The organism is Limnohabitans sp. Rim47 (genome assembly GCF_001517545.1).
Taxonomy (GTDB): domain Bacteria; phylum Pseudomonadota; class Gammaproteobacteria; order Burkholderiales; family Burkholderiaceae_C; genus Limnohabitans_A.
This window is the reverse complement of the sequence record NZ_FBYA01000001.1, coordinates 144,578-157,849: the sequence shown is the minus strand read 5'-3', so window position 1 is coordinate 157,849 and position 13,272 is coordinate 144,578. Positions and strand designations below refer to the sequence as shown.

Annotated in this window: 13 protein-coding genes; 9 read left to right on the top strand and 4 right to left on the bottom strand. The window is 56.7% G+C overall.

What is annotated here, in order from left to right:
- Window positions 1-4: 4 nt before the first annotated feature.
- On the bottom strand, window positions 5-586 hold the full coding sequence (locus BN3544_RS00730; RefSeq protein ID WP_036075084.1) for a hemerythrin domain-containing protein: 582 nt from the start codon (window positions 584-586) through the stop codon (window positions 5-7).
- 156 nt (window positions 587-742) lie between these two features.
- Window positions 743-2,974, bottom strand: a complete 2,232-nt coding sequence (locus BN3544_RS00725; protein WP_019429979.1) for a heavy metal translocating P-type ATPase — start codon at window positions 2,972-2,974, stop codon at window positions 743-745.
- A 64-nt stretch (window positions 2,975-3,038) separates the two neighbouring features.
- Here BN3544_RS00725 and BN3544_RS00720 point away from each other — a divergent pair, with 64 nt between their 5' ends.
- The 8 genes from BN3544_RS00720 to minE all read left to right on the top strand — a co-directional run bounded on the left by BN3544_RS00720 (window position 3,039) and on the right by minE (window position 7,450).
- Window positions 3,039-3,236, top strand: a complete 198-nt coding sequence (locus tag BN3544_RS00720; RefSeq protein ID WP_026036650.1) for a heavy-metal-associated domain-containing protein — start codon at window positions 3,039-3,041, stop codon at window positions 3,234-3,236.
- Between the two features lie 26 nt (window positions 3,237-3,262).
- Entirely contained in the window at window positions 3,263-3,457 is a 195-nt protein-coding gene (locus tag BN3544_RS00715; RefSeq protein WP_019429981.1) for a YgaP family membrane protein, read from the top strand.
- A gap of 122 nt (window positions 3,458-3,579) precedes the next feature.
- Window positions 3,580-4,080 carry a Spy/CpxP family protein refolding chaperone gene (locus tag BN3544_RS00710; RefSeq protein WP_019429982.1) on the top strand — a complete coding sequence of 167 codons (501 nt, stop codon included), beginning with the start codon at window positions 3,580-3,582 and terminating at the stop codon, window positions 4,078-4,080.
- Window positions 4,081-4,201: 121 nt separating this feature from the next.
- Entirely contained in the window at window positions 4,202-5,056 is an 855-nt protein-coding gene (locus BN3544_RS00705; protein WP_019429983.1) for a DUF2189 domain-containing protein, read from the top strand.
- Window positions 5,056-5,265: a DUF2788 domain-containing protein gene (locus tag BN3544_RS00700; protein WP_019429984.1), complete on the top strand. Its 210-nt coding sequence runs from the start codon at window positions 5,056-5,058 to the stop codon at window positions 5,263-5,265. Before BN3544_RS00705 ends, BN3544_RS00700 begins: the two co-directional genes overlap by 1 nt.
- A gap of 288 nt (window positions 5,266-5,553) precedes the next feature.
- Window positions 5,554-6,327, top strand: coding sequence for a septum site-determining protein MinC (minC, locus tag BN3544_RS00695; RefSeq protein ID WP_019429985.1), 774 nt, complete (start codon window positions 5,554-5,556; stop codon window positions 6,325-6,327).
- A gap of 43 nt (window positions 6,328-6,370) precedes the next feature.
- On the top strand, window positions 6,371-7,186 hold the full coding sequence (minD, locus tag BN3544_RS00690; RefSeq protein ID WP_019429986.1) for a septum site-determining protein MinD: 816 nt from the start codon (window positions 6,371-6,373) through the stop codon (window positions 7,184-7,186).
- Between the two features lie 3 nt (window positions 7,187-7,189).
- Window positions 7,190-7,450 (top strand): cell division topological specificity factor MinE, encoded by a 261-nt coding sequence (gene minE, locus BN3544_RS00685; protein WP_019429987.1) that lies wholly within the window; start codon window positions 7,190-7,192, stop codon window positions 7,448-7,450.
- 178 nt (window positions 7,451-7,628) lie between these two features.
- Here minE and BN3544_RS00680 read toward each other — a convergent pair whose 3' ends face one another.
- Window positions 7,629-11,165: an indolepyruvate ferredoxin oxidoreductase family protein gene (locus tag BN3544_RS00680; protein WP_019429988.1), complete on the bottom strand. Its 3,537-nt coding sequence runs from the start codon at window positions 11,163-11,165 to the stop codon at window positions 7,629-7,631.
- Window positions 11,166-11,284: 119 nt separating this feature from the next.
- On the opposite strand from BN3544_RS00680, the gene BN3544_RS00675 reads away from it, so the two are divergent.
- Entirely contained in the window at window positions 11,285-11,752 is a 468-nt protein-coding gene (locus tag BN3544_RS00675; RefSeq protein WP_026036652.1) for an Lrp/AsnC family transcriptional regulator, read from the top strand.
- Window positions 11,753-11,814: 62 nt separating this feature from the next.
- Here the strand turns inward: BN3544_RS00675 and BN3544_RS00670 are convergent, their stop codons facing one another.
- Complete coding sequence (locus BN3544_RS00670; protein WP_019429990.1) at window positions 11,815-13,125, bottom strand: Glu/Leu/Phe/Val family dehydrogenase; 1,311 nt, start codon at window positions 13,123-13,125, stop codon at window positions 11,815-11,817.
- Window positions 13,126-13,272 lie beyond the last annotated feature (147 nt).

Genomic DNA, 13,272 nt, shown 5'->3' with positions numbered 1-13,272 from the left:
CACCTCAACCCAAACCAATCGGTGAAGGTGCGCGGGTCACGATCAAGCTGAAAAGTTTTTCGTATTCTTGAGCAGGCGGGTAATGCCCTGTAAGAGGATCGGCGTTTTCTGCAAACGCCGCATTCAGCACACGCCAATCGTCTTCTGAAAAACACCGCTCTGCCTCGGGCAGGATCACTGTTTCTTCCAGGTTCATGTGCTCCAGATAAAAGTTGACGTAGTTTTCAAACGCTTCTTCAAATGCCTGGCGGCGGCCTGCCCCCAGCAGCTCCCAAGCCAGCAGCAAATGCTGCATGTCGCGAGCGGCTTTTTCACTGGCCATGTGATCGCGTTCCAGCTTGTCAATGGCCCCCATCACTTTGGGGGCCAGCTTCACGACTTTGGGAAACAACAGGTTGGATTCTTTAGGGTGATGCAAGCGCTCTGGAAATTCGTCGATGTAAAACAGCATGCCGCGCACGACGTCAAAAAAGTTACGCCGATCTTCTGCAGGACCGCGCTTGACCATCATGCGCATGGACTGGAGCATGGCCGCCAATGAGGCGTGTTCGTCTCGAATGATTTGAAGCGCACTGTGCTGTGTCATGAAAACAACCTCCGGGTTCTGAATGGATTCAGTCTGCCGGTTTGTGCACAAACGCACCATGACGAATGTCAAAAACAGGTGATCTGGCCCTGCTCACATTTGGCCGAAGGGCTTGCCTGCCGCAAACTCAACGAGCCGTCTGTGTGCATCCCATGCTCAGGGTTTCCAGCGCTTGAGCAGCAGGGCATTGGCCATCACACTCACCGAGCTCAGCGCCATGGCCCCCCCGGCAATCACCGGGTTCAGATAGCCCAGCGCCGCCAGCGGTATGCCCGCCACGTTGTAGGCAAAGGCCCAAAACAGGTTTTGCCTGATCTTGGCCACGGTGTGGGCCGAGATGTCGAGCGCGGCGCCCACCAATGCCACATCGCCGCGCATGAGGGTGATGCCCGCCGCGTGCATGGCCACGTCGGTGCCATTGCCCATGGCCATGCCCACATCAGCGGCAGCCAGCGCCGGGGCATCGTTCACACCATCGCCGACCATGGCCACGATGCGCCCGCCCTCGCGCAGTTTTTGCACCTGCGCAGCCTTGTCGCCGGGCAACACGTCGGCCAGCACTTCGCCCTCTTCGGGGCGCAAACCCAAACGACGCGCCATGGCTTCGGCGGCGGCTTGGTTGTCGCCGGAGATCATCACCAGTTTCAAGCCGCGCCCGCGCAACGCCAGAAGGGCCTCGGCAGCGCCCACCTTGGGCTCGTCGCCGAAGGCCAGCAGCAGCAGGCCTTGCACACCCGCAGCGGAGCGTTCGGCCAATGCGGACAAAGTAGCGCCTTGCGCTTGCAAGGTGGCCACCTCGCTGGCCCACAAAGCGGTGTCCAGGCCTTCTTGCTGCAGCCACCGCAGACTGCCTAAAAGCAAGTGGTGCCCATCGACTGTGGCCTGCACACCCCGACCCGGCACAGCGGCCAAGTCGGCAGGGGTCAACAACTTCAGACCTTGTGCCTGTGTTTGAGCTTGCGCTGCCGCTAAAACGGCACGGGCCAGCGGGTGTTCGCTGCCGCTTTGCACGCAGGCAGCCCAGTGCAGGGCGATGCTTTCGTCTTGCCCCGGGGCGGGTACTTGGTGTGTCAGCCGTGGTTGCCCCACCGTGAGCGTGCCGGTTTTGTCAAAGGCCACTGTTTGCACGCGGTGGGCCATCTCGAGCGCCTGCGCGTCTTTGATCAAAATGCCGTGTTTGGCCGCCACACCCGTGCCCGCCATGATGGCCACAGGCGTGGCCAGGCCCAGCGCGCACGGGCAAGCAATCACCAGTACCGCCACTGCGTGGATCAAGGCGGTTTCAAATTGCGCGCCTTGCAGCATCCAAACGCCCAAGGTGACCAGCGCCACCAACAGCACCACAGGCACAAAGATTTCAGCCACTTTGTCAACCAGCCGCTGAATCGGTGCTTTGGCGGCTTGCGCATCCTCGACCAATCGGATGATGTGTGAGAGCACCGTCTCATGGCCCACCGCCGTCACGCGCATCAACACGCGTCCGTCACCGTTGATCGATCCCCCGGTGAGCTGTGCGCCTGCGGTTTTGGACACGGGCAAAGGCTCTCCTGTCAGCATCGACTCATCGACCTGCGTCTGGCCTTCAATCAGTTCGCCATCAAGTGGAAAACGCTCGCCTGGCCGCACCACGATCAGATCGCCCTTCAAAATTTCGTCCACCGGCACATCGACTTCGCCGTCTTCGCTGATCCAGTGCGCCTTGTCGGGCCGCAACGCGTGCAAGGCGCGAATGGCTTCGGTGGTTTGCCGCTTGGCTCGGGCTTCGAGCCACTTGCCCAGCAACACCAAAGTGATGACCACGGCCGAGCCTTCGAAATACAAATGAGGTGTGTGACCTTCATGCGCAGTCAGCCACAGCCACACCGACAACAACCATCCCGCCGTGGTGCCCAAAGACACCAGCAAGTCCATATTGCCGGTCAAAGCCTTGAGGGCGTGCCAGCCTGCTTTGTAAAAACGCGCGCCCAAAATGAATTGCACGGGCGTGGTCAACGCAAACTGCACCCAGGCGGGCAGCATCCAGTGCTGGCCCCACAGATCGCCCAACATGGGCATCACCAAGGGCGCGGACAACACCAAACCAAAGCCCACGGGCGCAAAACCTGTCCAAGGCGAGTTGTTGTTGGCCTGCGCCTCGGCTGCTTCCACTGAACGGGGTTCGTAACCGGCATCGCGCACCACTCGGCGCAAGCGGGCGTCGGTCAACGCCGGATCGGTTACGACAATGCGTGCTGTTTCGGTGGCCAGATTGACCGAGGCCGACGCCACGCCGGGCACTTTGTTGAGTGCTTTTTCGACCCGTGCCACACACGAGGCGCAGGTCATGCCACCAATGCCGATGTCCATCACGGTGTTGCTGGCAACGGGTTCGGTCTTGATCTGTGTCATGTTGTGCGATTTGTTTTGAACTATGCTTCAACAAACCCCTGAGGGCTTGTCTGAAAGGTACATCATGAACCAGATTTTCACCGTTGAAGGCATGACATGTGGCCACTGCGAAAAGGCCGTGACCAAGGCATTGTTGGCACTGGATGCCCAAGCCAAAGTCACGATTGACCGCACACAAAACAAAGTGCAAGTTGAATCTGACCAACCCCGCGCTGCGCTCGCCAAGGCGGTTGCCGATGAAGGCTACCGCGTCATCACCTGATTTTTTAACCCAAGGGAGAACTCACCATGAACAAAAATATCGGCAGTATCGAACGCATCATCCGCATCCTTGCAGGACTGGTTTTGATCGCATTGGCTGCCACCAGCACCGTTGGCTGGTGGGGTTGGTTGGGCTTGGTACCACTTGCCACAGGGCTGATGGGCTGGTGTCCACCTTACAGCTTGCTGGGCATTAACACTTGCAGAAACCGCAACGTCTGACTCACCCGTTTTAACTCGGCACAAAGCTTCATCTGTCTTTACAAATCACTGCATAAACCGCACTGCGCAGCAACACAGGCCACGCACACTGACGACATCCCATCACTGAAAGGATGTTTTCCATGAAATCGATTCGTACCACCTTGATTGCTGCTAGTTTGTTGGCTGGCCTGAGCGGTTTGACCTTGGCGCAAACCGCCCCTGAGATCAAAACCAACAACCCCCGCGCTGAACGCATGGACAAAATGCACGCCAAAATGGGCGAACGCCATGCCAAACATTTGGCCGATTTGAAAGGCAAACTGAAACTCGAAGCCGGTCAAGCATCTGCTTGGACTGCTTTCGAACAAGCCATGCAGCCCCCCACTCAGCCCATGGCGCATCCTGACCGGGCCGCCATGGAAAAAATGACGACTCCTGAGCGCATCGACCAAATGCAAGCCCATAAAGGCCAACGCGATGCACAAATGCAGAAGCACGCCAACGCCACCAAAACCTTTTATGCCGCGTTAAGCGACACACAAAAGAAAGTGTTCGATGCAGAAACCGCACGCGGCATGAAAAAAATGGGTGAAGGCATGCGCGGTGGCAAGGAGCATGGCGGGCACCACGGCCAACATTGACAACACTGGCAAGCCCGACTTGTCATAAGCACCAGGCCGCTCCATGAGCGGCCTTTTTGTTGCACTTTTAGACTTGACCCACATCAAGGTGGAGGCCGCCTTGTCTGGTTAAGCTTTGTGCATGCCTCAAAAATTCCATTCCGATGCCACACAGACACGCTCTGGCGTTTTTTTACCGCCCATTCGGCCCATCGCAGCCGATCAGCCCATGCAATGGTTGGCCTTGGGGTTCAAGGACATGGCTCGAGCGCCTTTGCTGAGCACCATGCACGGCCTTGTGCTGGCCGGTTTCGGTGGCTTTATCGCTTTACTGGCGCACGACCAATTTTGGTTGTTGGTGGGTTATTTGTCGGGTTTCATGGTGGTGGCACCCGTGCTGGCCACCAGCCTGTATGCCATGAGTCGCGCCATGGAACGAGGGGAAAAGGTCGATTTTGATTTGCTGGTGCAAACCTGGACGCAGTGGCAAATGCGCTTGCAACACCAACCTGACAGCTACTGGAGCCTGATTCGCTTTGGCTTGTTACTGGGCCTGGCTGCCACTGGCTGGGTCATCACCTCAGCCGCCCTGATCACCCTGTTGGCACCCAGCCCCATTCACACGCCTGTCGACTTCATACGCCATGTGGTGTTGGCCAAAGAAGGCTATTTATTTGAACTTTGGATCGGCCTGGGCGGCATGATGGCCGTGCCCGTGTTTGCCTCCAGTGTGGTGTCCATGCCCTTGTTGTTGGACCGCCGAGTCACCGTGTTGCAAGCGGTACTGACAAGCTGGAAAACCGTGCTGACCCACCCTTTGCAGATGACTTTGTGGGCTTTTTTGATCATTGGCTTTTGCATGCTGGGCATTTTTTCACTCTTTTTGGGCCTCATCCTGGTCATTCCCATGCTGGGGCATGGCAGCTGGCATGCTTATCGGCACCTTGTGGATGTCTCTGATCTGGAAGAACGCATCACCGAGCAAGGTGAACGGTGATGTTGGGCTTCAACGAAGAACAATTCGCCTGGTTTGGCCTGACGATCGGTGTCGGAGCTTTCATGCTCTACATGCTGTTCATCATTGGTCAATTGGCGTGGGAATCCAAAGCCGGGAAATTTGGCACATTTGTTATTTTTCTGGGACTGGCATTTGGCATGCTGGGTTTCGTGGCCAAAGGCGTCATCCAATGGCTGCTCGAAACATGACATCCTGTTCTGGATAAGCCTGTGGATAAAAAAATAACAAACCCTAGGTTATCCACAGCTTGAAGTCCGATCTAAAAGTTGTTCATTTTGGCGAAACACCAAAAAAGCGCTGCAGTGCACACCTTCACATGCGACGCAAGTTGTTGTCATTGCTGAGAAAAAACAGCTTGTCCACACACAAGTGGCTTCCTTATCTACTACCACTATTTAAAGATATAAATCTATAGAGAAAGAACAAAGAACAACTGCGCTGTTAAGATTTGCCACTTTCCTCCCCCTGATGGCACCATGGCGATCGTTTCAGAAACACCTCTTTCAAACTGTTACGACATCAAAAGCGCTGATTTGTCTTTGGTCGCCTTGGTACTTAAAACCACAGACATACAGGCCATTTCGCAGTCTTTGAAGCAACAACTGGATGACAGTCCCGGGTTTTTTGACCAGGATCCTGTGATCATTGATGTCAGTTTTTTGAATTTGGAAGAAAACGACGCTTCAATTGATCTTTCCAGCTTGCTCCCCCTTTTGCGTGAACAAGCTTTGTGGCCTTTGGCCATTAAAGGCGCTCAAGGGCCTCTTTTGGAGCAAGCCAAGGCCTTGGGCTTGGTCGATGCCAGTGATGCGCGCATTCGGCGTTCTGTGCAGCTTGCTGCGGTTGTGCAAGAGTCACCTAAGCCTGAACCAGTGACCACACCCACCGCACCTTCTGCCGCATTGGGCCCGATGGTGATCGACAAACCATTGCGTTCAGGTCAGCAGGTGTATGCCAAAGGGCGTGATCTGATTGTTTTGGCCATCGTGAATGCGGGCGCAGAAGTGATTGCCGATGGCAATATTCACATTTATGCTGCTTTGCGTGGCAAGGCCATCGCAGGCGCACGTGGCAACACAGAGGCACGCATCTTTGCGCAGGCCATGGAGCCTGAATTGATTTCCATCGCTGGCATTTACCGCACCAGCGAAAATGCATTGCCCAAAGACGTTTGGGGGCAAGCCGCCCAAGTTTCTCTGCAATCAGGTCCGGAGGGTGACAAGTTGTTGGTGTCGCCCCTGAAGCTCTGATCATCGAATTTATATTGATATCTTGTCAAAGAAAGAAAATCCCATGGCAAAAATCGTTGTTGTGACTTCTGGCAAAGGCGGCGTGGGCAAAACCACGACCAGCGCCAGTTTCGCCACTGGCCTGGCGCTCAAAGGCTTCAAAACCGCCGTCATCGACTTTGATGTGGGCCTGCGCAACCTGGACCTGATCATGGGCTGTGAGCGCCGTGTGGTGTATGACCTGATCAATGTGATCCAGGGCGAAGCCAATCTGAATCAGGCTTTGATCAAGGACAAACAGTGTTCCAACCTGTTTGTGTTGGCGGCATCGCAGACTCGCGACAAAGATGCTTTGTCGCAAGAAGGCGTTGAAAAAGTGCTCAAAGACCTGAACGACATGGGTTTTGAGTACATCGTCTGCGATTCACCTGCGGGCATTGAAACCGGTGCTTTGATGGCTATGCATTTCGCCGACGAGGCCTTGGTAGTGACCAACCCTGAAGTGTCTTCGGTGCGTGACTCTGATCGCATTTTGGGCATGCTGGGCAGCAAGACCAAACGCGCCATTGAAGGCCTGGAGCCCATCAAAGAGCATTTGCTGATCACGCGTTACAACCCCAACCGGGTCGAGGACGGCCAGATGCTGTCGCTGCAAGACATTCAAGACATTTTGCGCATCAAATTGCTGGGTGTGATCCCTGAAAGCGATAACGTTTTACAAGCGTCTAACCAAGGAACACCCGCCATCCACATGGCTGAAAGCGATGTGTCCGAAGCTTACAAAGACGTGATCGACCGCTTTTTGGGCGAAGACAAACCCATGCGTTTCACCGAAGCTGTGAAGCCTGGTTTTTTCAAACGCATGTTCGGAGGCAAGTGAACCATGTCGTTTCTTTCCTTCCTCTTGGGCGAAAAGAAGAAAACCGCCAGCGTAGCCAAAGAACGCCTGCAAATCATCCTGGCGCACGAGCGCAGTGGTCGCAATGCCGCTGAGCCCGATTACCTGCCTGACTTGCAACGCGAGCTGGTCGCCGTCATCAGCAAATACATCAAGATCAATCCGGACGACATCAAGGTGAACTTGGAACGACAGGACAACCTGGAAGTGCTGGAAGTCAAGATCGAGTTGCCCGACGCACGTTAACTTGATGTGATCTTGTCACACTCTGCCTGATCGGGTGTCTATCAATTAGTAAGAGATGGACACCCGCATGCGCGGACATGACAAAACTGTCACACCCGACTTGAATGGGTGTCCATGTCTTTTGTTTTGTATGAACACCCGCATGCGCGTGCACGACAAATCTAAAATTTGTCGCGGTTCATTGTGTCGTCAATGAATCCCACAAAGTCCGCGCTGCTTTGATGTTTCGTTCTTTGACATGGCCAAAGCCTTTGATGGTTTCGGGCACATTGGCGACGCTCAAGGCGTGGGCGTGGTTTTCAGGGCTTAGGTTTTGAATCGCCTGTTCGATGTGTTGCATGTATTCACCGATCAAGGCTTGTTCTGTCCTGCGCTCTTGGGTGCGGCCGAACACATCGAATGTGGTTCCTCGCAAGCCTTTCAATTTGGCCAACAGTTTGAATACCGTGAGCATGGCCGAACCGAATTTTTGCTTGACCAGTTCACCTTTGTTGTTGCGTTTGGCCAAGAGGGGTGGTGCCAAGTGGTAATGCACTTTGAAGTTGCCTTCAAAACTGTTGGCGATGCGGTCCAAAAACGCTGAGTGGGTGTGCAAGCGGGCCACTTCGTATTCGTCTTTGTAGGCCATCAACTTGTACAGATGGCGCGCCACGGTTTCTGTCAGAACGGTTTTGCCCAATGGCGCTTCGGCCCCTTGAACACGCTGCACAAAGGCTTGGTACCGGGTTGCATAAGCCGCGTTCTGGTAATCGGTCAAACGCGTCATGCGGTCAGCGATCAGGCTTTCCAGTGTTTCGCGTTTTTTGAACTGCACCACCTGTGCGGGCTGGATCATTTGCATCAGTGCCTCTAACTGGTGAGCGGCATGTCGACCCCATTCAAAAGCAGCCAGGTTATTTTTGACTTGTACATCGTTGAGCTCGATCGCCCGCATCAGAGATTCGTGTCGCAGAGGCACCCAGCCCTTTTGCCAGGCGTAACCCAAGATCATTGGATTGACGTAAATGGTGTCGCCCATCAGTTGTTTGGCGAGTGTATCGGCGTCAAAACTGCCCACACCTTCAACGCCCACTTGGGCCGTGATTTCGGCCACACATTGCTCGGCTGGGTTTTGCCAGTTGCCGTTCTTCACGAATGCGGCTGTAGGGGTGCTGTTGCTGTTCAGTGCCACATGTGTGCGGCCTGCGCGCATGCGAAGCGTGGTTTCCTTGGAGGCACTGACGATGGGGTCGCAGCCCATGATCAGGTCGGCCGCTGCCATGCTCACGCGGGTGGTGCGGATCTCGTCTTGCGTGTTGGACACCAAAATGTGGCTCCAGGTGGCACCGCCTTTTTGCGCCAATCCAGCCGAGTCTTGCGTGACGATGCCTTTTCCTTCCATGTGCGCCGCCATGCCCAGCAGTTGACCGATGGTGATGACGCCAGTGCCTCCCACACCCGCCACTACCATGCCCCAAGGCTGTGTGATGACGGGCAGTTCGGGTTCTGGCAAAGCGCCTAGGTTGGCGGGGCTCAGTGTGGTGGTGCTGGCCGATGATTTTTTCTTGAAGGTGCCGCCTTCGACCGTGACAAAACTGGGGCAAAAACCCTTGAGGCAACTGGTGTCCTTGTTGCAAGTGCTTTGGTTGATGGTGCGTTTGCGGCCCAGAGGCGTTTCCAGTGGCTCGACCGACAGGCAATTAGATTGCACGCCGCAATCGCCACAGCCTTCACACACTTCTTCGTTGATCATCACGCGCACAGCAGGGTCAACCATGGTGCCGCGCTTGCGGCGGCGGCGCTTTTCGGTGGCGCAGGTTTGGTCGTAAATGATGACGGTGGTGCCCTTCAGCTCGCGCATTTCGCGCTGGATACGGTCCAGCTCGTCGCGGTGGAATACGCGCACCCCTTCGGCCAGCGCCACGCCATCGTATTTTTCGGGCTCATCGGTCACCACGTCGATGCGTTGAGCCCCTTCGGCCCGCATGCTCATGGCAATTTGCACCACGCTGTGACCCTCAGGGCGCTCGCCCACTTGTTGGCCACCGGTCATGGCCACGGCGTCGTTGTACAAAATCTTGTAGGTGATGTTGACGCTTGCAGCAATGCTTTGGCGAATGGCCAGAATGCCGCTGTGAAAGTAGGTGCCGTCACCCAGGTTGGCAAAGACGTGTTGTTCGTTGCTGAAAGGCTGTTGGCCTGTCCATGGCACGCCTTCGCCGCCCATTTGCGTGAAGCCGATGGTGCTGCGGTCCATCCAGATGCTCATGAAGTGGCAGCCAATGCCTGCCATGGCACGCGAGCCTTCAGGCACCTTGGTGGAGGTGTTGTGTGGGCAGCCCGAGCAGAACCAGGGCTGGCGTTCGGCCGCTGTTCCCAGCGTCAGCGTCTGCATGGCCCTTTCCTTGCCGTCGAGCACCGCCAAATGGGCGTCGATCTGAGCGGAGGTATCCGCATTGACCCCCAGTTTTTTCAGGCGCTTGGCAATGGCTCGCGCAATGATGGCCGGCGTCAAATCGGCGTTGGCGCGAAGCAAAGTGCGCTCGGTGGGGTTGGGAATGGACCATTCGCCGCCCGACACATCGCCGTCGGCTTCGTCGAATTTGCCCAAGATGTTGGGCCGCACATCGTCTCGCCAGTTGTAGAGCTCTTCTTTGAGTTGGTATTCGATGATCTGGCGTTTTTCTTCGACCACCAAGATTTCGCGCAGGCCTGTGGCAAATTCGCGTGTCGCTTGCGCTTCGAGCGGCCAGACCACGGCCACTTTGTGCAAACGGATGCCCAATTGTCGGCAACGGTGGTCATCCAGTCCCAAATCCATCAAAGCTTGGCGAGTGTCGTTGAAGGCCTTGCCGCTGGCGATCAGGCCAAAACGGTCATTCGGACCTTCGATCACGTTGTGGTTGAGTTTGTTGGCCCGGATATAGGCCAACGCCGCATACCACTTGTAATCGAACAACCGGGCCTCTTGCTCCAGTGCGGTGTCGGGCCAGCGGATGTGCACGCCACCGGGTGGCATCACGAACTCGGGCAGGACGATTTGCACGCGCTCGGGGTCGATGTGGGCGGTGGTGCTGGATTCGACAATCTCTTGGATGGTTTTCATGCCCGACCATATGCCGGCAAAACGGCTCATGGCGATAGCGTGCAAGCCTTGGTCCAGGATGTCTTGCACATTGGCCGGAAAGAACACGGGCAGGCCACAGGCCTTGAAGATGTGGTCGCTCTGGTGCGCGGCCGTCGAGCTTTTGGCCACATGGTCGTCACCGGCCACGGCCAGCACACCGCCCCAGGGCGTGGTGCCCGCCATGTTGGCGTGCTTGAACACATCGGAACAGCGGTCCACGCCAGGGCCTTTGCCGTACCAGATGCCAAAAACGCCATCAAACTTATTCACACCAGCGGGCGCAAAGCCCAGTTGCTGCGTGCCCCACAAGGCGGTGGCGGCCAGTTCTTCGTTGACGCCGGGCTGGAAGACGATGTTTTGTGCCTTCAGGTGGTCTTTGGCTTTCCACAACGACTGGTCGTAGCTGCCGAGCGGCGAGCCTCGGTAGCCGCTGATGAAGCCCGCTGTGTTCTTGCCCAGCAAGGCATCGCGCTGGCGTTGCAGCATGGGCAGTTTGACCAGCGCCTGCACACCGCTCATGAAGGCACGGCCCACATCGAGGCTGTATTTGTCGTCCAAGGTCACCGTTTCTAAAGCCTGGCGAATCGATTCGGGCAAAGGGGCGTTCATGGTCTGTCCTGCGGCTGAAATTGAAAGCACAGTGTAGGACGGTGCAGCGGACAGGTGCTTGCTTTCGGTGACAGGATTTGCCCTATGATTTGAAAGAATCTTGCTTAAAAAGGTTTGTTTTGGAAACAATGGATAAATTCGACTGGGCCATATTGAATGAACTGCAGCGCGATGGGCGATTGACGAATGCAGAACTGTCGCAACGTGTGGGCTTGTCGGCAGCGCCATGCTGGCGGCGCGTGCGGGCATTGGAGGAGTCGGGGGTCATCAAAGGCTACCGCGCCGAAATTGACCGTCAAAAGGTAGGGCTGGACGTCTTTGCCTTTGTGCGTTTGGATGCAGAACGCAACCGGGGCGATGTGACGCGCCAGTTGGAAGAAGCGATCCTTAAGATCCCGGAAGTGATTTCATGCCACTACATCAGCGGTACGGGCACGTTTGAGTTGCAGGTGGTGTGCCGTGACCTCAATGCTTTTAGCGTTTTCGCCCGCGATGTGCTGTTGAATTTGCCCAACGTGAAAGACCTGCACACCAGTTTTTCGCTGGGTGAGGTCAAGGCCGCGGGGGCCTTGCCACTGCGGCCTTGAGCCCATGGCGTGGGCTCAAGGCGGGGCCGAGGGCGCCCCATGTTGGCCCTTATCGGCCCACTTCAGGGGTAGAGGCCGCGCAATTCACGCGCATGCAAAATGCGTGAGCAAGCCACAATGAACGTGGCTGTGCGCAGACTGATTTTGTGCTCGTCGGCCACTTGCCAGATGGCAGCAAAGGCCTCGCGCATGATGCGCACCAAGCGGGTGTTGATGTCGTCTTCGCTCCAGAAGAAGCTGGAGAAATCTTGCACCCATTCAAAGTAGCTGACCGTCACGCCCCCGGCGTTGGCGATCACATCGGGCACGACCAGAATGCCCCGCGCGTGCAGGATGTCGTCGGCTTCGGGCGTGGTGGGACCATTCGCGCCCTCAATCACCATGCGGGCTTTGATTTGTTGGGCGTTGGCGGCGGTGATTTGTTGCTCCAGAGCGGCCGGGATCAGGATGTCGCAATCCACACCCCAAAACTGCGCGTCGGGCAGGGTCTCTGCGGGCGCAAAACCTTGGACGCTGCCGTGCTCGGCGACATGGCGCAGCAGGGCCGGCACATCCAGTCCGGCGGCTTTGTAGACTGTGCCGCCGTGGTCTTGCACCGCGACCAAAGTGGCCCCAGCCTGCGCGAGCAGCTTGGCTGCGATGCCGCCCACATTGCCAAAGCCTTGCACAGCGATTTTGGCTTTTGAGATGTCCAGACCGATGTGTTGCGCGGCTTCCTGGCCCACGGTGAAGACGCCACGCCCGGTGGCTTCACGTCGACCCAATGAACCCCCCAAAGCAATGGGTTTGCCGGTGACCACGCCCGAGGCGGTGGCGCCTTCGTTCATGGAATAGGTGTCCATCATCCAGGCCATGATTTGCTCGTTGGTGTTCACGTCAGGGGCCGGAATGTCTTTGCTTGGGCCGATGATGATGCCGATTTCGCTGGTGTAGCGGCGTGTCAGGCGTTCCAATTCACCGCGCGAAAGTGTCTTGGGGTCGACCCGGATGCCGCCTTTGGCGCCGCCAAATGGCAGGTTGACGGCGGCGTTTTTCACCGACATCCAGGCCGACAAGGCCATGACTTCGGACAGCGTGACGTCTTGGTGAAAACGCACACCCCCTTTGCCGGGTCCTCGGCTGGTGTTGTGCTGCACGCGGTAGCCCTCAAAGTGGGCCATGGTGCCGTTGTCCAGCTCGATGGGAACGTCGACGATCAAGGCGCGTTTGGGCCGCTTGAGTGTTTCGACCCAGCGCGACAGCGAGCCCAGGTAGGGTGTGACGCGGTCGACTTGCTGCAGGTAAATGCCCCAAGGGCCAAGATGCTCAGGGTTCAAATAAGAGGGCAGTGCATGGGGGCTTGTGGCTTGGATGCCTGCGTGTGAATTGGACATGTTTCGTCGCCTTTCTTGAAACTGACGGGGTGTCAGTGGCGCAAATGGTAGAGCGGGCATGCGCTGCCGTCCAAGGCCGCTTGGCTGTGAGGTCATGCGCGTCATGCATAACCTGAAGGTTGTCGGCTAGTTTGCGCTCGCAAAATG